At 64.9% G+C, this 21399-nt stretch carries 19 protein-coding genes and 1 pseudogene; 6 read left to right on the plus strand and 14 right to left on the minus strand.

Annotated features, from left to right (window positions below):
- The 6 genes from ACLIVD_RS21330 to ACLIVD_RS21355 form a co-directional block, all read right to left on the minus strand.
- On the minus strand, window positions 1-774 hold the full coding sequence (locus tag ACLIVD_RS21330; RefSeq protein WP_143767456.1) for an SDR family oxidoreductase: 774 nt from the start codon (window positions 772-774) through the stop codon (window positions 1-3).
- 71 nt (window positions 775-845) lie between these two features.
- Window positions 846-1622, minus strand: coding sequence for an SDR family NAD(P)-dependent oxidoreductase (locus ACLIVD_RS21335; RefSeq protein ID WP_025432699.1), 777 nt, complete (start codon window positions 1620-1622; stop codon window positions 846-848).
- A gap of 114 nt (window positions 1623-1736) precedes the next feature.
- A complete protein-coding gene (locus ACLIVD_RS21340) occupies window positions 1737-2075 on the minus strand; it encodes a carboxymuconolactone decarboxylase family protein (protein ID WP_005242288.1) in 339 nt (112 codons plus the stop codon).
- Window positions 2076-2107: 32 nt separating this feature from the next.
- Window positions 2108-2938: an aspartate/glutamate racemase family protein gene (locus ACLIVD_RS21345; protein ID WP_025432700.1), complete on the minus strand. Its 831-nt coding sequence runs from the start codon at window positions 2936-2938 to the stop codon at window positions 2108-2110.
- Window positions 2935-4158: an acetyl-CoA C-acetyltransferase gene (locus ACLIVD_RS21350; protein WP_491930606.1), complete on the minus strand. Its 1224-nt coding sequence runs from the start codon at window positions 4156-4158 to the stop codon at window positions 2935-2937. The genes ACLIVD_RS21345 and ACLIVD_RS21350 overlap by 4 nt, the downstream gene beginning before the upstream one ends.
- A gap of 3 nt (window positions 4159-4161) precedes the next feature.
- A complete protein-coding gene (locus tag ACLIVD_RS21355; RefSeq protein WP_491930607.1) occupies window positions 4162-4905 on the minus strand; it encodes an SDR family NAD(P)-dependent oxidoreductase in 744 nt (247 codons plus the stop codon).
- A 77-nt stretch (window positions 4906-4982) separates the two neighbouring features.
- On the opposite strand from ACLIVD_RS21355, the gene ACLIVD_RS21360 reads away from it, so the two are divergent.
- Window positions 4983-6173, plus strand: coding sequence for an acyl-CoA dehydrogenase family protein (locus ACLIVD_RS21360; RefSeq protein ID WP_283335335.1), 1191 nt, complete (start codon window positions 4983-4985; stop codon window positions 6171-6173).
- Here ACLIVD_RS21360 and ACLIVD_RS21365 read toward each other — a convergent pair.
- The 3 genes from ACLIVD_RS21365 to ACLIVD_RS21375 form a co-directional block, all read right to left on the minus strand.
- On the minus strand, window positions 6170-6427 hold the full coding sequence (locus tag ACLIVD_RS21365; protein ID WP_491930608.1) for a hypothetical protein: 258 nt from the start codon (window positions 6425-6427) through the stop codon (window positions 6170-6172). The two genes, ACLIVD_RS21360 and ACLIVD_RS21365, sit on opposite strands and share 4 nt — an antisense overlap.
- 359 nt (window positions 6428-6786) lie before the next feature.
- Window positions 6787-6942, minus strand: coding sequence for a hypothetical protein (locus ACLIVD_RS21370; protein WP_418342047.1), 156 nt, complete (start codon window positions 6940-6942; stop codon window positions 6787-6789).
- Between the two features lie 148 nt (window positions 6943-7090).
- The gene (locus tag ACLIVD_RS21375) at window positions 7091-8494 is read right to left on the minus strand and encodes an MFS transporter (protein WP_491930609.1); all 1404 of its coding nucleotides are present in this window, start codon (window positions 8492-8494) and stop codon (window positions 7091-7093) included.
- 1689 nt (window positions 8495-10183) lie between these two features.
- Between ACLIVD_RS21375 and ACLIVD_RS21380 the strand changes: the two genes are divergently transcribed.
- The 4 genes and pseudogenes from ACLIVD_RS21380 to ACLIVD_RS21395 all read left to right on the plus strand — a co-directional run.
- Window positions 10184-11428, plus strand: a complete 1245-nt coding sequence (locus tag ACLIVD_RS21380; protein WP_491930610.1) for an ABC transporter ATP-binding protein — start codon at window positions 10184-10186, stop codon at window positions 11426-11428.
- Window positions 11425-13185: an ABC transporter permease gene (locus tag ACLIVD_RS21385; RefSeq protein ID WP_182624954.1), complete on the plus strand. Its 1761-nt coding sequence runs from the start codon at window positions 11425-11427 to the stop codon at window positions 13183-13185. The genes ACLIVD_RS21380 and ACLIVD_RS21385 overlap by 4 nt, the downstream gene beginning before the upstream one ends.
- Window positions 13186-13234: 49 nt before the next feature.
- The gene (locus ACLIVD_RS21390) at window positions 13235-14191 is read left to right on the plus strand and encodes an ABC transporter substrate-binding protein (RefSeq protein ID WP_491930611.1); all 957 of its coding nucleotides are present in this window, start codon (window positions 13235-13237) and stop codon (window positions 14189-14191) included.
- A gap of 533 nt (window positions 14192-14724) precedes the next feature.
- A pseudogene (locus tag ACLIVD_RS21395) lies at window positions 14725-15153 on the plus strand (serine/threonine-protein kinase); the annotation flags it as partial.
- Between the two features lie 438 nt (window positions 15154-15591).
- On the opposite strand, the gene ACLIVD_RS21400 reads toward ACLIVD_RS21395, so the two are convergent.
- The 4 genes from ACLIVD_RS21400 to ACLIVD_RS21415 all read right to left on the minus strand — a co-directional run bounded on the left by ACLIVD_RS21400 (window position 15592) and on the right by ACLIVD_RS21415 (window position 19425).
- Window positions 15592-15993 (minus strand): (R)-mandelonitrile lyase, encoded by a 402-nt coding sequence (locus ACLIVD_RS21400; protein ID WP_283335328.1) that lies wholly within the window; start codon window positions 15991-15993, stop codon window positions 15592-15594.
- Window positions 15994-16004: 11 nt separating this feature from the next.
- On the minus strand, window positions 16005-16889 hold the full coding sequence (locus tag ACLIVD_RS21405) for an aldo/keto reductase (RefSeq protein ID WP_283335327.1): 885 nt from the start codon (window positions 16887-16889) through the stop codon (window positions 16005-16007).
- A gap of 83 nt (window positions 16890-16972) precedes the next feature.
- Window positions 16973-18379, minus strand: coding sequence for an MFS transporter (locus ACLIVD_RS21410; RefSeq protein WP_491930612.1), 1407 nt, complete (start codon window positions 18377-18379; stop codon window positions 16973-16975).
- Window positions 18376-19425 carry an alcohol dehydrogenase catalytic domain-containing protein gene (locus tag ACLIVD_RS21415; protein WP_491930613.1) on the minus strand — a complete coding sequence of 350 codons (1050 nt, stop codon included), beginning with the start codon at window positions 19423-19425 and terminating at the stop codon, window positions 18376-18378. Before ACLIVD_RS21415 ends, ACLIVD_RS21410 begins: the two co-directional genes overlap by 4 nt.
- 101 nt (window positions 19426-19526) lie before the next feature.
- Here ACLIVD_RS21415 and ACLIVD_RS21420 point away from each other — a divergent pair, with 101 nt between their 5' ends.
- Entirely contained in the window at window positions 19527-20426 is a 900-nt protein-coding gene (locus ACLIVD_RS21420; RefSeq protein ID WP_283335323.1) for a helix-turn-helix transcriptional regulator, read from the plus strand.
- Window positions 20427-20499: 73 nt separating this feature from the next.
- Here ACLIVD_RS21420 and ACLIVD_RS21425 read toward each other — a convergent pair whose 3' ends face one another.
- Entirely contained in the window at window positions 20500-21324 is an 825-nt protein-coding gene (locus ACLIVD_RS21425) for a bifunctional allantoicase/(S)-ureidoglycine aminohydrolase (protein WP_317568834.1), read from the minus strand.
- Window positions 21325-21399 lie beyond the last annotated feature (75 nt).

Below are 21399 nucleotides of genomic sequence, written 5' to 3' on the forward strand. Positions count from 1 at the left end.
TCAGTTCTGCCCGAATCCGATTGGCATGGTCGCCACCGACAGGCCACCGTCGACCACGATGGTCTGGCCGTTGATCGCAACGCTCTCCGGCGAGCACAGGAAGGCCATCACGTCGGCCACCTCTGACGGGGTCGCGTAGGCGCCCGAGGGGGTCTGGGTCAGCCAGTTCTTCGCGTAGTCGTCCCAGGAATCGCCGGCGTACAGCCGGAACGAATCGGTATCGATCGGGCCGGGGCACACTCCCACCGCGGTCACGCCGTCACCGGCGAGCTCCACGGCCAGGTTCCGGACAATGGACTCCATGCCCGCCTTGGCCGCGCCGAGCAGGCCGTGCAGCGGCAGCGCCCGGAAGCTGTCCCAGCCGCTCACCGCGAGCACCCGGCCCCCGTTCCGCATGTGCGGCAGCGAGATACGGACCAGATCCAGGAATCCCTGGATGGTGATGCCCATGGTCTTCTCGATGTGGTGCGCGCGGATGTCCATCAACGGTTTGAACGCGCTGGCTGCGGCGTTGGCCACTACCACGTCCAGGCGGCCGAACCGCTCGACGGCGGCGTCCACCAACTGCTGTACCGATTCGGTGTCGGAGATGTCGGCCTTGAGCGCCAACGCGGTACCGCCGACCGCCTCGATCTCGGCGACGGTTTTCTGCGCCGACTCGTCGTCGCGCCGGTAGTTGACCACGACGTTCGCGCCCTTCGCACCCAGCTTCAGGGCGAGCTGCTGGCCCATTCCGCGGGATCCGCCGGTGATCAGGACGGTCTTGCCTCGCATGTCCATGGATGCCTCTCGGTGTTGTTGTGACGAGCGCGGGTGATGCGCTTGATCGAAGGTATGGGCCGGCTCTACGAGCCCATGGTCAACCCACCGCCGACGCACAGCGTCTGGCCGGTGATGTAGCTGGCGCCGTCGCCGGCGAGGTAGGCGATCGCGTCCGCGATCTCGGACGGCTCGCCCAGGCGGCGCATCGGAACGCCCCGCAGGATGCTGTTCAGCACGGCGTCGCCGTCGCCCTGGGCATCGTCGCCGCCGGCGATGCCCTGCTCCACCAGCAGCGGCGTCGAAGTGATGCCGGGCGCAACGGCGTTGACCCGGATGCCGTAGCGGGCCCACTCGCGGGCCAGCGACTTCACCAGGCCGATCACCGCGGCCTTGGCCGCGGAGTACACCGCCTCCCCGGAGGTGCCGACGGTACCGGCCTCGGACGAGGTCAGCACGATGCTGCCGCCGCGCTCTCGCATGGCCCGCGCCGCGGCGGCCGAGAGGTAGATCGCCGACATCAGGTTGACGTCGATGATCCGCTGCCAGTACTCGGGCGTCTCGTCGAGGAACTTGGTGATCGCGGTCCAACCGACGGTCGAGATCACGGTGTCGAGATGCCCGACCCGCGCCACCGCCGCGGCGACCAGCCGGTCGCAGTCCTCGTGCCGGGTGGCATTCCAGGACTCGCCCAGGTCAACGATGTTCTCGTGCTCGGCGGAAAGCGCCGCCACCGCATCGGCATTCAGATCCGCGGCGACCACGCACACACCCGAGCCCGCCAACTCCAGCGCGGTGGCACGTCCGATGCCGGAACCGGCGCCGACCACCAAAGCAGTGCGGGTCTCGTTGTTCTCTGCCATGAAAATGTCTCTCCTCGTCATATGGGCGGCTACGGGTTGCGGCGCGCCGGTCTCACACCCGCGGACGGTGCGCACACTGCCAAATATTAAACAAGTCTAATGTCTAACAATTTCTCAACGGAGCTCGTCGTGCGCCCAGCTCAGGGCCTCCACGACCGGAACCAGGCCAAGGCTGGTTCCCAGCATCAGGATCACCGCCTGCTCGATCGCCTCGACGGGCACGCCCGCGTCCCGCGCGCGGTTGCAGTGCACGCGGAAGCCACCCTCGTTGCGGGTCACGGCGAAACCGACCAACAGGCTGAGCTCACGCTGCCCGGGTTCCAGCGGCCCGTGGGCGTCCTGGGCCACGCGCAGCGCGCGGAACGCGTCCGCGGCGGCAGAGGAAGTCTCCCGCAGCCGATCCAGATTGGAGATGAAGCTCTCATGCTTGCTCAGGGGGTATTCGGGTTTCATTGGTGTTCTCGTCCCTTACCTCGAAATAGGGGTCAGTTGCTGGTATCGCCTGCGGCGAGCCGCGCCAGGGCCGGCACGTGGTAGCCCTCCGCGTATTCCGCGCCGGCCTGTCGGATGGAGGCCTCGGGGGCACGGGCGTACAGCCGACGACGGCTCACGAACGAGCCGGACTGGCGGTGCACCCGCACCGCCGCCTCGACCGCTGCGACCAGGGAGACGGTGCCGTCCAGCAGCGGGGCACCGTCGACCTCGCGGATGTTCACCGCGTTCAGGAACGCGGTCAACCGCCCGCCGGCGGGAATCACCACTTCGGCACCCTTGTCCAACGAGGCGCGGGCGGCGGCGGTGAACGAGTCGATCGCCTTCTGCCGGCCGTCCGGATCGGAGAAGCAGGCATCCAGCTCATGCGGCGTCAGCCCCATGCACTCGATGCTCGCCAGCCGCTCACGCAGACCGTACTTGGCCACGTTCTCCTCGAACCGGCCGCCGAAGTAGGGGTTCACGCCGACCAGGGAGAACTGGCTGCCCATCATGCAGGAGGTGAGCATCGAGGTCTCCCCCAGCCCGAGGACCGGGATGTCGACCATGGACCGCGCCTCGCGCAGCGCGGGGTCGAGGATGTTGCCGATCGCAATCGCGTCGAAGCCGTCCTGTTGGGCCTCGATCGCGGAGTCCATGATGGACACCCAGTCGAGGACCTCGAAGAACCGGAAGCTGTCAATCCGCCCCACCCGGGTGCCGCGCAGCTCGACCTGGGTGCCTGGCGATTTCACCTGGTCGATGTACGACCTCAGGTAGGGGAAGTAGTTCGGCGAGTACTCCTCGCGGGACATGCTGAGGTAGAGGATCTTCATCTGTTTCATCCCACTCGTTCGAAGATTGCGGCGAGGCCCTGGCCTCCACCGATGCACATGGTTTCCAGCCCGTACCGCGAACCGCGGCGGTCCATCTCGCGGAGCAGGTTCGCCAGGATCCGGCCCCCGGTCGCGCCGATCGGGTGGCCGAGGGAGATGCCCGAACCGTTCACGTTGACCCGGTCCAGGTCCGCGTCGGTCAGCCCCCAACCCCGGAAACAGCCGAGGACCTGCGCGGCGAAGGCCTCGTTCAGCTCGATCAGGTCCATGTCCGACCAGGACAGCGAGGCCCGCGCCAGCGCGCGCTCTGCCGCCGGGACCGGACCGATCCCCATACGGTTCGGCTCCACGCCCGCGAGTGACCAGCTGACGAGGCGGGCGAACGGCTTCAGGCCCAGCTGCTCGGCCTTCGCCCGCGTCGTCACGATCGCCACGGCGGCGGCGTCATTCTGCCCGCTCGAGTTGCCGGCGGTCACCGTAGCCCCCGGGAGCGTGGCGGCCATCATCGGCTCGAGCCGCGCCAGCGACTCGACTGTGGTGCCCGGGCGGGGGTGCTCGTCCCGCGTCACCACCAGCGGATCACCCTTGCGCTGCGGCACCGAGACCGCAATCGTCTCGTCGTCGAACAACCCCGCCGCCATCGCGGCACCCGCCCGTTGCTGCGACCGCGCAGCCCAGGCATCCTGCTGCTCGCGCGTGATGCCGTAGTCGCGTCCGACGTTCTCCGCGGTCTCGATCATCCCGCCCTCGACCGGGTACCGCCAGCCGCCCGAGTTCCGGCGTGGCGCCGCGAGGCGGTCCAGCAGCCTCGGCTGCCCACCGGCGTTCCAGCGACCGTTCGGGATGTAGTACTCGGCCTGACTCATGCTCTCGGCCCCTCCAGCCAGGACCAGGTCAGAACCACCGGTGGCGACCTGCATGCAGGCGTACAGCACGGCCTGCAGACCCGAACCGCAGCGGCGGTCGATCTGCAGCCCCGGCACCGTGACATCGAGGCCGGCGTCCAGCGCCGCGCTCCGTCCGATGGCCGCGGCCTCGCCGTTGGCGTAGCCCTGACCGAAGATGACGTCGTCGACATCCGCACCTGCCAGGCCGGTGCGCTCGGCCAGCCCGGCGATCACCGTCGAGGCCAGGGTGGTGACCGGCACGTCCTTGAAGATCCCCCCGTACCGACCGACGGGGGTGCGGACCGGTTCGCAGATGACTGTTTCTACAGTGGTGTTCGTCATCGCCTAGACGCTCGACTCTCCGCCGTCGACGGCGATGGTTTGGCCGGTGAGGAAGTCCGGCGCGTTCAGTGCCAGGTAGGTGACGACGTTCGCCAGTTCCTCCGGTGTACCCATCCGGTACGCGGGGATCCCGCGCAGCACCTTCTTGTACGCCGCCTCGTCCGCCCGCATCTCGGCGTTGATATCCGTGGCGATGTAGCCAGGCGCCACCGCATTCATCTGGGCACCGAAGCGGGCCCACTCGGCCGCGACCGAGCGGGTGAAGTTGATGACCGCTCCCTTCGACGCGCAGTACGCCGAGAAGCCGGGGCGGCCGACCAGGCCGAACACCGAGGCGATGTTGATCGCGCGACCGGCACCCGCATCCCGGAACCGCCGCCCGGCCTCACGGCTGCTGAGGAACAGGCCACGGACGTTGGTGTTGAAGATCCGATCCCATTCCGCCTCGTCCATGTCGACCATGTTGGTCTGGGTGGCGATTCCGGCGTTGTTGACCAGCACGTCGAGCTTCCCGAAGACCTTCTCGGTGTCATCGAAGAGGCCCGCGATGGACTCGGGATCCATGACATCGGTGGGACGGACCAGCGCGGTCCCCCCGTCTGCCTCGATCGCGTCCCGCACACCCTCGAGCGCGGATACGGTGCGGCCCGACAGGACGACCTTGGCACCTTCCTTGGCGAGCGAGCGCGCGACGCACTCCCCGATGCCGCGCCCGGCCCCTGTGACGACTACCACTGCATTAGACATGTATGTAATATGTCTGACAGCTAGCTTTCAGTCAAGCTGTCATCACAGACTTATCGCAGAGGAGTTCGATCGACATCATGAGACGTCTCGTGCGCACCGAGGGCCTGACCGCCGAGCAGGACGAGATCCTGGCCGTTGTCCGTCAATTCGTGGACAAGAAGATCATCCCGGTCGCCACCGAACTCGAACACGCCGACGAGTACCCGACGGAGATCGTCGAGGGGCTCAAGGAACTCGGCATCTTCGGCCTGATGATCCCCGAGCAGTACGGCGGCCTCGGGGAGTCGCTGCTCACCTACGCCCTGGTGGTCGAGGAGATCGCCCGCGGCTGGATGAGCGTGTCCGGCGTGATCAACACACACTTCATCGTGGCCCACATGCTCAACCAGCACGGCACCGAGGAGCAGAAGCTCGAGTACCTGCCGCGCATGGCCACCGGCGAAGTGCGCGGCGCCTTCTCGATGTCGGAGCCCGGGCTCGGCTCGGACGTCTCGGCCATCACCACCAAGGCCACCAGGACCGCCGACGGCTACGAGATCACCGGCCAGAAGATGTGGCTGACCAACGGCGGATCCTCCACCCTGGTGGCAGTGCTCTGCAAGACCGACGAGGGCTCCGAGTCGGTCTACAAGAACATGACCACCTTCCTTGTGGAAAAGGAGTCCGGCTTCGGCGAGACGGCCCAGGGGGTCACCATCCCCGGCAAGATCGACAAGATGGGCTACAAGGGCATCGACACCACGGAGATGATCCTCGACAACCACCGGATCTCCGCCGACCAGGTCCTCGGGGGCACCCCCGGCAACGGCTTCTACCAGATGATGGACGGCGTCGAGGTCGGGCGCGTCAACGTCGGCGCCCGGGCCGTCGGCATCGCGAATCGCGCATTCGAGCTCGGCATCCGGTACGCGCAGCAGCGCGAGACGTTCGGAAAGCCGATCGCGCAGCATCAGGCGATCCTGTTCCGGATCGCGGAGATGGCCACCAAAGTGGAGACCGCGCACTCGATGGTGGTCCGTGCCGCCCGGCTCAAGGACGCCGGCGAGCGCATGGACGTCGAGGCGGGGATGGCGAAGATGATCGCCAGCGAGTACTGCAACGAGGTCGTTCAGGACTCGTTCCGCATCCACGGCGGCTACGGCTACTCCAAGGAGTACGAGATCGAGCGACTGTACCGCGAAGCGGCGTTCATGCTGATTGGCGAGGGCACCTCGGACATCCAGAAGATGATCATCGGCAGATCCCTGCTCAAGGACTATCGAATCTAGACCGAAATACGGCGCGCAGAAACGACAGAAAACAGGAAGCCGGCTTGATTCATCAAGCCGGCTTCACTGGTCGCTTCTACCAGGCGTAGTCCTCGGGCGCTGTCCGATACCCCGGGAATATCGTATCGAGACGTGATGACGGCATCGAGACTCAATTCAAGCGCCGCCGCAGCGTCGTCGAGATCGTGTTCGGTACGCGGCCCCACGAAGGGTGCCCGTGATCCCGGGCGCACCAGCACCCACGCGAGAGCCATCCGCGCCGGCGGGACCCCTACACAACAGTTTCATACTCCTTCAGCTACCTCCGGCACCCGCGAGCTGCTCCTACGTGAATCGGGCCACTGGACTTCGCAGCCGATTACACCCCGATGCAGCGGGCCCATGCCAGAATTCCGATGAGCACGCTGCGTCGTTGCCGGAGCGCGATCTGGCCAATGCGGTGGCCAGGTGTGTTTTGCCGACGCCCACGCGCCGAGGACCAGCCTGCAGTGGCCGGCGTCGGCGAAGCGCAACGAGACCAGATCCGACAACGCCCGTCGTAGTGCAGGTCGTCGAGTGCGTTTCAGGTGTCGATCCCGCATGTTCGAATTCAACCCGGCCTTCGCCGAACGTATTAGTGCCGAACGCGATTCGCGGCGTGACACTTCGTCGGCCCAAACAGTTCCAGGAAGGCGAGGTGGCTGAGCTGGTGCTGTCGGGCCAGCGCCAGTCGCTGCGGCAGGATGTCCTTCGGTGAGCGGAGTTTGAGGGCTTTGAGATCGCGATCCATCAAATTTCTTTTCCACATTCGATCATCGAGCACCCCTCGACGGGTTTGATACCAGTGCTCCGGCCGCCATCGTGACGACCGGAGCCCGCCGTCCATGTTCGACGGCGGGCTCCTGGTCGTCACCTGCGAGGTTGTCGCTTCGTATCCGTCATGTGGCGGCTAATCGACGGTGCCGGCGCCGCTCGTACTCGTCACGCGGCACCTCCGGTGCATCCTTCCGACCCAGGTCGTCCATATGCACCCGGTAGGTCTCCCGCGTGAAGTAGGCGGCGATGGCTGCGACTACGCCGATACCGAAAACGACCGACCCGACGATCACCGGCACATTCGCGCCGGGGGGAGCGATGACGGCGAACACGGTCGGCATGATCGCTGTGGCCATGCCTGCGAGGTTTTGCGGGATTGCGAATCCGGTGACACGGGACCGGGTCGGGAACTGTTCCTGGAAGGAGCTCGGGAAGACTCCTTGGAACCCCTGAAAGGCCACACCGTATGCGAGGAGTCCGAACACGAACACAAGAACGACGTTATGAACACTGATGAAGTACAGATAGCCGAAACACAGGGCCGTAGAGCTGAGCATGCCGAAGATCAGACACGGCCGCCTGCCGATCTTGTCAGACAGGGCACCGGCCGCTGGGACGAGCAGCGCGGCCACCGCATTGCCAATCAGCGAGAGCCAAAGGAGGTTCGCCGGAGTGAACCCATTGCCATAAGCCTTGTTCGTCGCGAAGGTTGCGCCGAACACCAACATAACTACGGGAATGATGGTAAGCAGCATCATGATGAACACGCGCACCATGTCGGCGCCGTTGCTGCGAACGGCCTCCACAATAGGTGAGGGCGGCGTGTTGTCACCATCCCGCTCCTCGAGGAATGCCGGCGTCTCGTTCACCCTGCGTCGAATAATAAGACCAATGAGGACCACGACCGCACTCAGCAGGAACGGGATCCGCCAACCCCATGAGTGGAAGGCTTCATCCGGAAGCCACGTGGCCATCGGCAAGAATGCCGCCGCCGCGAGAATCTGGCCGACCGCGACGCCCTGCATCGTGAAGCTCGTGTAGTAGCCGCGCCTTCCGAATGGCGCGTGCTCCATGATCATCGCGCTCGCCCCGGAGATCTCCCCACCGACGGCGAAGCCTTGAACCAAGCGCAAGACGACCAAGAGGGCCGGAGCCCAGACACCGATGGAATGGTAGGACGGAATCAGCCCGACACAGAACGTTGCAACCCCGATGATGAGCATGCAGAGAACGAGGACATTCTTCCGTCCATGCTTATCGCCCCAGTGACCGAGAACGAATCCACCTATCGGCCGCGCCACATAGCCGACGCCGTATGTGGCGAAGGACGCAACGATCGCAACCGTCGGATCCGCCCCCGGGAAGAAGAGCGTGGGAAACACCAGCGCGGCGGCTTGTGCGTAGATAAAGAAGTCGTAGTACTCGAGCACCGAGCCGACCCACCCGCTCGCGGCGGCCTTCTTCGGCGTCTTCGCATGCCCTGCCGGTTCGCCTGAGCCGAGCGGCTCAACGATCTCATCACTCAATGGACTCTCTCCTAGCAACGGCAACTCCGAGGCATGACGCTCGAAATCGACTGTGAGCTCTACCACTGTCAACTTAGACCATCGTTGACACTGATGCAATAGTCAGCCGATTAACTGTCCGACTTATAGAGAGGACTTCTATCTGACAGTAATCAGCGATCTCCACGATTCAGCCGAGCGCCAAGGGCACTGCGGGCCGGGCGCGTTCACAGTCCGGCCACCGGGGATTCGTTCTGCGCACCCGTGGCGGCGGTAGCGGGTCACGCCGTGCGAATCAACCAGGGCGTCTGGCTCACTGTCCGCGCGAGCGTGACATCGGGCACCCGGCCTTCCAGCACCCCGGCCAGCCACGGCATCGGTTCGAGGGCAACATCCACTACGCGGATTGTTCGGACCGAGCACGGTGGGGCATCGGCAGGCGAGGCACTCCGCGTAGATTCCGGATGATCGGGCGACGCAGCCAGCCGAGCAGGGTCGGCCGCATGAGGACATGACCCGATCGAAATCGACCCGCACGTCCCATCCATCCCCGGCGCGGGTGACCGGCAACCGAACGCGGGCACACTGCGAGCCCCGCGCCTCGATACGAATCGTGGGGCGTGCCGCCGTGGCAGCGCGTCGACTGCGACCAGTTGAGGGCGAGGTGATGTCGACCGGAGTCTTCACGAGCACTGGTTTCACCCCGTCCCGGGTGCGGATGCAGACATGTTCTGCGCGGTCAGACGGACCCGGTCGGCTTGGCCGACAGTCGATCCGGTTCGAACTGAGCATCGATCGAGGACAAGATGAAAGCCACCGGGGTGCTCCCCGTGGTAGCTCGAATCCGTCATGGCCTCCCGGACCGGTTCTTCGCCGACACCACCTCCGCGCTCTCCGTCGGCACGAAGAAGTCGGATGCCGAGGCTGTAGCTTTGGGTGCCTCACGCGCTCCCGGCACGGTTGAGCAAATAGGTCTGCGGAGGTAATCGTTTGATGGGATTGCCTCGGCCCTGAACGCCCCGTACAGTTATTGCACTGCAACACAATCCGATCGTCTCCGTGAGACGATGCGCTCCAGCTGGGATACGCGTCACCTGACCGAGGTCGAGAAGATTACGCTCGATGGGACGGTGCCCTCTTCCACCAGCCGCGAACCGCCGGGTTCCCGCGACACACTACTGGGAGGCCAAGGGCTTCGTACTGGTAGGCGTGACGAAGTCCCTCCAGATTTCAGAGCATCCACTCAAGATCGACGAATCGGCATGGCCGCAATGCCAATTAGTCGACGCTGGAGTGTTGCTGCATCGCAGCTAGCGGGCAGCCGGGGCTACATGCGGCGCGACTTCAGTGTCTGAACCGGCAGCCTTACAAGATAGGGACTCGTGTCCGCGGCGCGAATCGGCAAGCGAACCTCCGGCAAACTATCTTCTCGATCGAACTAGAGGCGCTCCTCGCCTGCGAACAGATGGTAGAGAACGTCACCCACCATGTGCGAGAACGACTCGCGCTCGTCGATGAGCTCTCGGGCGTCACGGCTCACCGACCCACCAGCCACAACCACGGATAATTGACAGCTAGTAACTTCCAAACATTTAGGCATGTTTTTTACTTTTTCTCACATATTCGACCTTTATGAAAAAGACTGCTCTTGCACTGTCTGTCAATTACGTGATTGACTGAGTGTCGTACATCACTCTGAAGGGATGCGTCATGCCATCAGCCCTCGTTGAAGCAACGCGAGAGACCAAAGACACCGCGAGATCGACGCGGGCACCCGCGTTGGTGTCCGTGCACGGTCTGACAAAGTCATTCGGACACCCAGGCAACGAGATTCACGTCCTCCGCAACGTCGACCTCGAGGTGGCCGATGGCGAACTGCTCGTACTCCTCGGCCCCAGCGGCTGCGGAAAGACCACCCTGCTGCGCTCACTTGTGGGACTCGAGCGCCCCGATTCAGGCCGCATCCACATTGGCGGCTCCTGCGTACTCGACACTGCGCGTGGCGTGTTCGTGCAGCCGAATCGCCGCGACGTCGGCATGGTCTTTCAGAACTACGCCCTATGGCCCCACATGAAGGTTCGCAAGAACGTCGCCTACCCGCTTCAGTCGCGAGGCCATAGCGCAGCACTCAAGGGTGGGCGTGTCGAGGAAGTCCTTGACATCGTGCAATGCGGCCACCTCGCAGACCGGTACCCACCAGAGCTCAGTGGCGGCCAGCAGCAGCGCGTCTCGCTTGCGCGTGCTCTGGCTCCGCGACCCACGCTGCTGCTTCTCGACGAGCCTCTCAGCAATCTCGACGCTCTCCTGCGCGTCGAACTGCGTGCGCAACTCCGGCTTCTTCACCGCGAATTGGGCTTCACAGCCGTCCACGTCACGCACGACCAGGAGGAAGCCATCGCGCTGGGCACCCGGGTCGCCGTCATGAACGCGGGCCGAATCGAGCAGGTCGGCGATCCGATCGAGGTGTATCGCGCTCCCGCGACCGAGTACGTCGCCGACTTCCTCGGCGCCAGGAATCGACTCGAGCTTCGAGCGGAGGATGGCGGCGTTGCCCTCGCCGGACAACGACTTCCTGGTCTAGCCCGCGACGATCTCCGCGGATCCTTTGCTCTCAGACTCCGCGACGAGCACCTGTTGGTGCGGCCCACAGCAGACGACATCTCATCTCCCGCGTCGCATGCCACTACGGCCACCGCGACTGCCTGGCTCGCCGACGGCCGCATCGTCGAACTATTGCCGGGCATCGAAACCAGCGAGTGCGTCGTCGAGATCGGTGACCTCCGACTGTTCGCCCGGATCCCGACAGGGGCGATGGACCTACGACCGGGCCAGTCGGTAGAGGTCGGATTTCCGATCGACAAAGCCCGCTGCTACAGCCAGGACCATGGCCGGCTCGTTCCCGACTGGGCCGACCGGACGGATCGCACCCACCAGGTCGCCGGAGTGTCGTCATGACCACTGACGTTGCCACCCGCGATGCCACAACAGACGACGTCGTCATCGACCAGACGCCGGCACCGGGAAGAGGGGCGTCCCCGATCGCGTTCGCGCGTCGATTCAAACGTCAACTACCGTGGCTTGCCCTCACCGTCCTGGTCGGCGGTTTGGTCCTGCTGCCAGTCGTCCCGCTGCAACAAAAGGCCTTCGCCGACGGCGCGGCCGGCCTGCGCGGCGTACTCGAGCTCGACGGAGTCGGCAAGATGTTCGCCACGACGCTCGTCCTCGGCGTCGGATCCTTGATCGTCGCGTTGATCGTGGGCACTGGCCTGGCGCTGTGCATGCACGCAACATCGCCGCGAACACGAAAGTACCTGGCGTTCATGCCAGTTCTGCCGATGATCATTCCTGGCGTCGCTCATGTCGTCGGATTCGTGTTTCTCTTCTCCCCGGAGAACGGGTACGTGAACACCCTGCTGCGCGCCACACCCTTTTTCGACGGCGACGCCGGCCCGATCAACGTCTACAGCGAGTTCTGGATCATCGTCTACACCGGCATTCACCTAGCAGCGTTCGTATACCTGTTCGTGTACGCCGGCTTGCGCAACTTGGGTGGTGACTACGCCCTGGCGGCCCGTGTCAACGGCGCCGGGCCACTGCGCATCCTCCTGACCGTGACGCTTCCCCTGCTGCGACCGGTGTTCGTCTACGCCGGCGTCGTGTGCTTCCTCCTCGCACTCGGTCAGTTCACCGGCCCCCTCATCCTGGGCCGTCGTGAGGGGCTCGACGTGATCACGGTGCGCATGTTCGAGCTATCCGCGCAGTACCCGATCGATTACTCGGTCGTCGCCGCGCTCGGCACACCCCTCATGGTCCTCGCCCTCGTCATGGTGATGGTGCAACGGGGCCTGATCGGCAAACAGGACCGGTTCGTCGGAACCGTGAGCGCAGCATCGCCAGCGAGCACCAGCCGATGGGGAAACATCGGCGCCACGTTGGTGGTGCTGCTCTTCACAGTCTTGTCAGCGCTGGCGCCGCTGGTGGCACTTGCATTCGTGGCGCTCTCGCCGTTCTGGAGCGGGTCGGTTTCCTTCGATGCGCTGACGACTCAAAACTTCTCCTCGGTGTTCCAGGACAGGGTGTTCGTCGAGTCCATCTTCAACAGCACGTTCGCCTCCGTCACCGCCGTCGCAATCGTCCTCCCACTCGGCACCTTGATCGCCCTCGGGATCTATAACCGAGACCGTCTCTGGCGCCCACTGTCAGTGATCCTCGACGTCCTCGCCAACATCCCACTCACAATGCCCGGAGCACTGCTCGGCTTCGGCTTCCTCTTCGCTTACTCCAATCCGTCGATCGGGCTCTACGCCACCAAAACAGGACTCATCCTCGCCTACGTCACGATCATGGTGCCGTATGCAGTGCGCTACCAGCTCGCCACGCTCGTAGCGCTCGGCCGCACGACCGTCGAGTCTTCGAGGGTCAGCGGTGCCGGTCCCCTCCGAACGTTCATCCGCGTCATCTTGCCGCTCGGGCGCGCCGGAATGGCCTCGTCGGCGGCCATCATGTTCGTCCTCTTGATCCACGAGTTCGGCGTCTCGCTGCTCATCCGTTCCGCCGAAGTCAACGTGATGTCCGTGGCCCTGTTCGAACAATACGACGCAGGGGGCTACCCGCAAGTCGCGGTCATCGCGATTGCGATGACCGCAATCACCGCAATCGGCGTCTTCTTGGCCCTGCTGTTCGGAGGTAGCCGTGCTCTCGAGAAGCTCTGATAGGCAGAAGGACCAGAACATGAGACATCTGACCAAGTGCGTCGCCGTGTTGGCGGCCGCGCTCGCGACCACCTTGCTCGCTGCCTGCGTCCCGGCAGCCGGGTTCTTCGGCGACGGCGGGCGAACGGTCCACGTCTACAGCGTGGCGGCACCCTCGCAGAACAAAAGGCTCGAAGACGCCTTCAACGCCTCCCACCCCGATATCACCCTCGAAATCACCAGGGGTGCATCGGACTTGGTCCCCAAGGTCGACGCAGAGATCGCAACCGGTGCGGACGGCGCCGACATCTTCATCATGTCCGGCGATTCATGGTTCCTGCGTAACAAGGACAACCTGGCCCCCGTGACCGCTGATGCCGCCAAGACCTACCCGGACTGGGGAGTCGACGGCCACGCGCCGATCGTGTCCTACTCACCGTTCAGCATGATCTTGTGGAACACCGACGCCTTTCCTGACGGCTTCGAAACCTGGGACGATCTGCTCGCGCCAGAGGTCAAGAATCGGCTGGGCGTGCGAGACACGATGAGCGCTGTGCTCGCTTCCTATCTGCAGTACCTCCAGGACAAGAACGGTCCCAATTATCTGCCTGAGTTGGCGGAGCAGAATCCGAAGTTCTACCCCTCGCTCATCCCGATGGCGCAGGCTGTGGCCTCCGGCGAGATCGGCGTCGCCTACACCGCCAGCCCTGCCGTCGTGCACGACCTCGAGAGCAGAGGAGCGCCGATCGACTCTGTGCTCATCAAGGACGGCTGGGCATCTCCGTTCATTGCCGGCATCCTCAAAAAGTCTCCACGCCAGGACGATGCCCAGATCGTAATGGACTACCTTCTCTCACCTGCAGGCCAGGGGGTATTCAACGGAAGTGGCGACGCCGGCAGTCCGATCGAGGGACTCGACGGCACGATCGACACCACACAGATGCGAGTCCTGTCCGAGAAGGACACCCCTCCCAAAGTGATCGCGGAGTGGGCCGTCCGGCTGCGTGAGATCTTCAACCGCGGCTAAACCCGCGCGCCTCCCCGCCGGACGCCTCGCCACAAAGGCTCCGCTCGACCCACGATCGTCCACCGTCAGTCGCGTTCTGAGGTGGCAACTGAGATAGGTGCCGTCGAGTTCAGTCGGTAGGGGCCCCTTTGTGCGATGTAGGCATGGGGTGGGCCTGTGGACTGAAGCAGGGTGTATGGGTCGTGCACTCAGTCCCGTGGCAGTGTGACATCGTCATCGCCGAACTCGGGCTTGGTCGCAAGCTCGCGGGCGTCGGGCACGCCAGCCGTCGAAATCTCCATGCAACGCCAGATGCGTCGGAGTCTCAGCATGCAAGGTCGGCGGTTGGCAGGTGCCCTAATCGGTCACAACCGACAGCAGCGATATCCTTGAGAAGACGTCATCGAGAAGTGAGCGAAAGGTCGATCCTCCCTTACTGGTCGTGCCGTCGGGACCAGTGCACAGGAACGACAGCGGCGTCGTGAATAGACCATGTGATGGGCACAGGTGATCCGCTCGACACAGAGTCGTAGTCGACTCCCCCGGTCGCCGAGCTGAGGGCGACCGGGTTCGATGATGCCCGGGAAATTGGGCGCGGCGGTTTTGGTGTTGTCTAGCGCTGCATCCAGACCCCATTAGATCGCACGGTGGCGGTGAAGGTTCTCCTCGTCGAGCTCGACGAGGAGAATCGGGAGCGATTCTTCCGGGAACAACGGGCGATGGGCCGTCTGACCGGGCACCCGAACATCGTCACCGTCCTGCAGGTCGGTGCCACCAACAGCGGCCTTTCCTACATCGTGATGCCATACCATCAGCAGGATTCTCCCGACGTCCGGATCCGCGACCACGGTCCGCTGCCGTTGCCTGAGGCGTTGCGGCTTGGTGTGAAGGTGGCCGGCGCGGTGGAGACAGCACACCGACTCGACATTCTCCATCGCGACATCAAACCGGCGAACATCTTGCTCACTGATTACGGAGAGCCGGCACGGCCCTGGCCGAAGAGGCCCTTTCCACACCGGAGGGCGAGGGGCTGGAGCAGGTGCTCTACGGCAGCGGTGCCATCCTGGCGTCGAACCGCGGATGTTTGTCTCGCATGTGGAACGACGATCAGACCACAGTTCTGAGGAACGAGTATCGGCGGATCCTGTTCGAGCTGTTGGCGCAAGCCATGCAGCAGGGCCGTATCCGTGAGGACGCCACCGACGCCGACCTGGACCTCATCTTCTGGTCCCTCCGCGGCGTCGTCGCGACGACACCGCGGAGGCACCGACACCGGCTGGCGCAGAATCCTCGCGGTCATGATCGCGGGATTGTGGCCCGGCGCGGACAACCTCGACGCGGCGCCGATGAGCGCCCAGGACGTCGCACAGATCATGGATAATTTGTGGCCTCGGTAAGGTTCGGAGGGTGGCGAGGGGTCACTACCCCGTCAGGTATTCCTCGTCGGTGACGTGTTCGAGCCAGGTCGTGGTGGTGGCCGGGTCGTCGGCGTTGTCGAGCATGGCGAGGTGTTCCATGAACGAGTCGGCGCTTGCTCCGTGCCAATGATGTTCGTTCGGTGGGCAGTAGAGGGTTTGACCGGCGTGTGCTTCGACCTTCTGGCCGCCACGGGACTGTACCCAGGCAGTTCCTTGGGTGATGTGCAGGGTCTGACCGTGGGCGTGCGAGTGCCACGCGGTGCGGGCGCCGGGTGCGAAACGCACTTTCGCCACTACCATTCGCTGACCGGGTTCTCGGGGAAAGGCGATGCGGTCGAGCCAGACGTCACCGGTGAATTGCTCGGGCGGGTTCTTCGTCGTCGGAGTGTGGGGATCAATCTGCATTGCTGTACTCCTCAGGGTTCGGGGATTTCGAGGCCGAATGTCTCGCGGGTGATGTCGTCCGGTTCCGGGCCGCCGCGCACACCGGTGTCGAGAGCGTCGATCGCGGCGAGTTGATCGGCGGTGAGATCGAAGTCGAAGACGTTGAAGTTTTCGGTGATCCGGGACGGGGTGACCGATTTCGGGATCACCTGGCGGCCCTGCTGCAGGTGCCATCTCAGCATCGTCTGGGCCGGCGTCTTGCCGTGTGCCGCTGCGATCGACTGGAGGGTGGGATCGTCGAGCGTGGAGCCGTGCGAGCCGTCGCGGTAGAAAGTGATGCCACCGATCGGGGACCATGCCTGGGACACGATCCCGTGTTCGGCGTTGGCCGTGAGCACGTCGGATTGGCGGAAGGACGGGTGTACCTCGATTTGGTTGACCGCCGGCACCACCGATGTCTCGTCCCGCAGTCGCGTGAGGTGGTCGGACATGAAGTTGCTGACACCGATGGCGCGGACGCGGCCGTCCGCGAGCAGCGTCTCGAGCGCCTTGTAGGCCTCGACGGTGAGGGTGAACTCGCCAGGGAGAGCCTGGTGCAGTATCAGCAGGTCGATCTGATCGATTCCGAGTTTGCGGGCGCTCTTGTCGAAGGCGTGCAGCGTCGCGTCGTAGCCGTAGTCGGTGATCCAGACCTTGGTCTCGATGAAGATGTCCGAGCGATCGATACCCGAACGGCGTATGGCTTCGCCGACCTCGCGTTCGTTCTGATAAGCAGCGGCGGTGTCGATGTGCCGGTATCCGGTCTCCAATGCGGCCTCGACCGCTGCAACGGTGTCATCGGGCGGCGTCTGGTACACACCGAAACCCAGTGCCGGCATCGTGATTTCGTTGTTCAACGTCAATACGGGGATCGTCATGTTTCAACCTTAGGTTCGGTCAGCGCGCGCTGGGAGTGCCTGTCGAACCAGGTACCGGCAGTACCTGGTTCGACCAGCGGATGTCATGCGACGGGCCGGTGTCGTGCAGCGGGCACGATCACCGTGAGGACGACGACCAGCGCGAGGGCGAGCAGTACGGTGCCGCCGGTGAGCGCGGCGCCGACGTGCTCGGTCACCGCTGCTGGTCCGTCGAGGTTGGCGCCTGCGTCGGCCGCGAGTGCGACGAGAATGCCCAAACCGAGTGCCATTCCGAGTTGGTGCGCCGTGTTGACCAGTCCGGATGCCGCGCCGGCGTCCGCCGAATCGACACCGGCTATTCCTGCGTTGGTCAGCGGTCCGAACGCCAGGCCTTGCCCGGCACCCACCAGGACCATCGGTAGTGCAACGTCCATGAGATACGTATCGAGTGGGCCGATGCGGCTCAGCCATGCCATGCCGGCCAGGGTCAGCGCCGTCCCGGTCGCGAGCAGAGTCCCGTTCGACAGCCGGGCGCTCAGGCGGGGCACCATGAGTGCGACGACGAAGTTGACGAGGGTCATCGGGAGGAAGCCGAGTCCGGCTTGCAGTGGGGAGAAGCCGAACCCGTCCTGGAGCAGTTGGGTGGTGAAGTAAAAGAATCCGATCATCGCCCCGAGGTACAGCAGCCGAGCCGAATAGGCGCCGGCGCGTTCGCGACTGCGGAACAACCGCAGCGGCAGGATCGGTTGCTGCACCCGACCCTCGTGAACGACCAGCCCGACCAGCAGGCGAGCCCCGAGTGCCAGAGCGGCCTGTACCCGTGCCGATCCCCAACCTGCCTCGGCGGATTCGATGATTCCGAAGATCACGGCGCCCATGCCGAGTGTCGCACCGAGAGCACCGATCACGTCGAACCGTCCGGTTCGCCGTGGTGTTTCGACGAGCACTGTGCCGGACCAGACGATCAAGGCGACCGCGATCGGGACATTGACCAGGAAGGCCGCTCGCCAGGATATCCATTCGGTGAGCGCGCCTCCGACCAGAAGGCCGAGGCTGGCGCCGATACCGGCTGTTGCTGCGTACCAGGCAACGGCCTTGTTGCGGGCCTCGCCGTCGAAATAGGTCGTGATCAACGCCAACGAGGTCGGTGCGACGATCGCCGCACCGATTCCCTGCACGGCGCGGGCGGCGATCATCCACCATCCCGCGGGCGCGATTCCGACGAGCAAGGATGCGGTACCGAAGATCGCGAGACCGATCCTGAACAGTCGGCGCCGCCCCACGATGTCCCCCGCGCGGGCAGCCAACAGGAGCAGACCACCGAAGACGAGGGTGTAAGCGTCCTGAACCCACGACAGCGCCGCCGGTGACAGGTCGAGCCCGGATCGGATGCTCGGCAATCCGGTGAAGATCACCGAGTTGTCCAGCAACACCATGAAATAGCTTGCCAGGATGATCCCCAGAATCGCGGCCGGGGTGGCCGTGGCCCGACCGGAAACAGCGGTGGTCACGGCCGGACCGCGACCTTGAGCGCATCGCGGGCATCCATCGCGGCGTAGCCCTCCGGCGTCTGGCCGAGACCGACGGTGCGGTCGAACACCTTCCCCGGCTGGACAGTGCCGTCCAGGACTGCCGGAAGCAGCTGCTCGATGTAGGCGCGCACCGGCGCCGGACCACCGGTCAGCGTGACGTTCGGCCCGAACAGGCTCCCGAACCCGACGGGCGCGTCCTCGTACTGGGGCACCCCCACCCGACTGATCACTCCACCCGCGCGGACGACGCCCACCGCCTGGTCGTAGGCCGGCCGGTAACCGACCGCCTCGAGGACGACCGCGCTGCCCAGTCCGCCGGTCAGCTCACGAACCTTCGCGATCCCCTCCTCGCCACGCTCGGCAACCACATCGGTCGCACCGAACTCGCGACCGAGATCGGTCCGCCCCTGGTGCCGCCCCATCAACACGATCTGCTCGGCACCGAGCAGGCGAGCCGACAGCACGGCCAACAATCCCACCGCACCGTCACCGATCACGGTCACGACACTGCCCGCGCCGACGCCGCCGCGGACCGCGGCATGCCAGCCGGTGCCGTACACATCCGACAACGTCAGCACGGAGTTGAGCAGCGCATCGTCGGCGTCCTCGCCCACCGGCACCTTCACCAGCGTGCCGTCGGCCAGCGGCACCCGGACCGCCTCGGCCTGACCACCCGCCGTACCCAGCGAGGCGTCATTCCAGAACCCGCCACGCACGCACGACGTCTGCAGACCCGCAGCGCAGAACACGCACGTGCCACACGAGACCGCGAACGGTGCGATGACGAAGTCGCCGACCCGCAACGTCCTCACATCCGTACCGATCGCTTCGACGACACCGATGAACTCGTGGCCCATCGATCTGCCCGCAGGATCGACCTCCATGGAGTGATAGGGATGCAGGTCGCTGCCACACACGCAGGCCCGCACGATCCGTACCAGGGCGTCGGTGGACGACTGGATGGTGTGATCAGGAACATCGATGACGCGGACATCGCCCGCGCCGAACATGTACGTCGCTTTCATGCCACCCAGTTGACCTCCATTCAGGCCGCCCGGGGAGTCACGGACGTTCCGGGTACTGCCAGTACCTCCCACAACCGGCGGCCACTGCCTACCGTGGACTCATGAGTTCGACCGACCTGCGCACCGAAATCCGCGAGTTCCTCAGCACACGGCGCGCACGCATCACCCCGGAGCAGAGCGGACTACCCGTGTACGGCGGCAACCGCCGTGTCAAAGGCCTGCGCCGCGAAGAGGTCGCCATGCTCGCCGGTGTCTCGGTCGACTACTACGTCCGCATGGAACGCGGCAACCTCGCCGGCGCCTCCGACAGCGTCCTCGACGCCCTCGTCGTCGCCCTGCAACTCGACGACGCCGAACGCGACCACCTCTTCGCCCTCGCCCGGCAAGCACAGGCAAGCACCACCCGCCGCCCCCGCACTCCGCCGGTGACCGTCCGCCCGGCAATCCAGCAAGTACTCGATGCCATCACGGACGCACCGGCCTGGGTCCGCAACGGCCGCCACGACATCATCGCGATGAACGACCTCGCGCGCGCCCTCTACTCCCCTGTGCTCGCCGACCCCCGCCGCCCCGCCAACACCACCCGATTCGTCTACCTCCACCCCCAGGCAGCCGAAGAATTCTTCGTCGACTACGACACCATCGCCAGGGACGCCGCCGCCATGCTCCGACTCGAAGCAGGCCGCAACCCCCACGACAAGGCGCTCATCGCGCTGGTCGGGGAACTGTCCACCCAAAGCGAACTCTTCCGCCAACGCTGGGCGTCACAGGACGTCCGATTCCACCGCAGCGGCCGAAAACGCCTGCGCCACCCCGCCGTCGGCCAACTCGACCTCGACTTCGAAGCACTCGAACTGCCCTCCGAACCCGGCCTGCACCTCAACATCTACACCGCAGCCGCCGGCACACCCACCGCCGACGCCCTCAAACTCCTCGCCTCCTGGGCCGCCAGCCAGGATCAGCTCGGCACCGAACACGACGCTCCCAGCAGACCACATTGACTCCCGCGCACAGGCGATCCGTGAGCCGCCACCCTTGCGACAACGGCAGCGGCACACAGGATCATGACCAGATTCAAGAGAGTCCGAGTTGGAGGCCGGCGTGCCGGTTGGTGTCTTTGTAGAGCAGATAGCGGAAGCGACTCGGCCCGCCCGCGTAGCACGCCTGAGGGCAGAAGGCCCGCAACCATAGGAAGTCGCCCGCTTGCACCTCGACCCAATCCTTGTTGAGCAGATACACCGCCTTACCCTCGAGGATGTACAGGCCGTGTTCCATGACATGCGTCTCGGGGAACGGAATCGCACCTCCCGGTTCGAAGGACACGATGTTGACATGCATGTCGTGGCGGATGTCGGTCGGATCGACGAACCGCTGGGTCTTCCATGCGCCATTCGTGTCGGGCATCTCGGCACCCTCGATATCCTCCTCCCGGGTCACAAAGGACTCGGGTATCTCGATGCCGTCGACCTGCTGATAGGTCTTGCGGATCCAGTGGAACGTCGCGGTGGCCGGACCGTGGTTGTGCAGGGTCCACCGGGCGCCGGGAGCGAGGAAGGCGTAGCCGCCCGCATCCAGCACATGCTCGACCCCGTCGAGTGTGAGAGTGAGCGCACCGTCGACAACGAACACGACCGCCTCGGCGCCCGGATCGGCATCGGGACGGTCACTACCGCCACCAGGCGAGACCTCGACGATGTACTGCGAGAAGGTCTCCGCGAATCCGGACAAAGGCCGCGCCAGCACCCACGCCCTGGTCCCGTTCCAGTGCGGCAGCAGACTGGCGGTGATATCGCTCATCGTGCGACGCGGCAGGACCGCGTAGGACTCCGTGAAGACCGCGCGGTCGGTGGTCAGGTCGGTTTGCGGCGGCAGGCCGCCTCGCGGAACGAAGTAGTTCATGCTTTTCCTCATCGGGTTGTCGGGACAGCGGCGGTGGCGAGCCACCGGTGATGTCGATCTTCCGCCTGTGGATCC

The sequence above is a fragment of the Rhodococcus sp. G6(2025) genome, assembly GCF_058628105.1.

What these genes read in the sequence shown, in the direction of transcription:
- ACLIVD_RS21330 (WP_143767456.1), bottom strand. Translation starts at nt 774, where the DNA reads ATGCGAGGCAAGACCGTCCTGATCACCGGCGGATCCCGCGGAATGGGC.
- ACLIVD_RS21335 (WP_025432699.1), bottom strand. Translation starts at nt 1,622, where the DNA reads ATGGCAGAGAACAACGAGACCCGCACTGCTTTGGTGGTCGGCGCCGGT.
- ACLIVD_RS21340 (WP_005242288.1), bottom strand. Translation starts at nt 2,075, where the DNA reads ATGAAACCCGAATACCCCCTGAGCAAGCATGAGAGCTTCATCTCCAAT.
- ACLIVD_RS21345 (WP_025432700.1), bottom strand. Translation starts at nt 2,938, where the DNA reads ATGAAACAGATGAAGATCCTCTACCTCAGCATGTCCCGCGAGGAGTAC.
- ACLIVD_RS21350 (WP_491930606.1), bottom strand. Translation starts at nt 4,158, where the DNA reads ATGACGAACACCACTGTAGAAACAGTCATCTGCGAACCGGTCCGCACC.
- ACLIVD_RS21355 (WP_491930607.1), bottom strand. Translation starts at nt 4,905, where the DNA reads ATGTCTAATGCAGTGGTAGTCGTCACAGGGGCCGGGCGCGGCATCGGG.
- ACLIVD_RS21360 (WP_283335335.1), top strand. Translation starts at nt 4,983, where the DNA reads ATGAGACGTCTCGTGCGCACCGAGGGCCTGACCGCCGAGCAGGACGAG.
- ACLIVD_RS21365 (WP_491930608.1), bottom strand. Translation starts at nt 6,427, where the DNA reads ATGGCTCTCGCGTGGGTGCTGGTGCGCCCGGGATCACGGGCACCCTTC.
- ACLIVD_RS21370 (WP_418342047.1), bottom strand. Translation starts at nt 6,942, where the DNA reads ATGGATCGCGATCTCAAAGCCCTCAAACTCCGCTCACCGAAGGACATC.
- ACLIVD_RS21380 (WP_491930610.1), top strand. Translation starts at nt 10,184, where the DNA reads ATGCCATCAGCCCTCGTTGAAGCAACGCGAGAGACCAAAGACACCGCG.
- ACLIVD_RS21385 (WP_182624954.1), top strand. Translation starts at nt 11,425, where the DNA reads ATGACCACTGACGTTGCCACCCGCGATGCCACAACAGACGACGTCGTC.
- ACLIVD_RS21400 (WP_283335328.1), bottom strand. Translation starts at nt 15,993, where the DNA reads ATGCAGATTGATCCCCACACTCCGACGACGAAGAACCCGCCCGAGCAA.
- ACLIVD_RS21405 (WP_283335327.1), bottom strand. Translation starts at nt 16,889, where the DNA reads ATGACGATCCCCGTATTGACGTTGAACAACGAAATCACGATGCCGGCA.
- ACLIVD_RS21415 (WP_491930613.1), bottom strand. Translation starts at nt 19,425, where the DNA reads ATGAAAGCGACGTACATGTTCGGCGCGGGCGATGTCCGCGTCATCGAT.
- ACLIVD_RS21420 (WP_283335323.1), top strand. Translation starts at nt 19,527, where the DNA reads ATGAGTTCGACCGACCTGCGCACCGAAATCCGCGAGTTCCTCAGCACA.
- ACLIVD_RS21425 (WP_317568834.1), bottom strand. Translation starts at nt 21,324, where the DNA reads ATGAACTACTTCGTTCCGCGAGGCGGCCTGCCGCCGCAAACCGACCTG.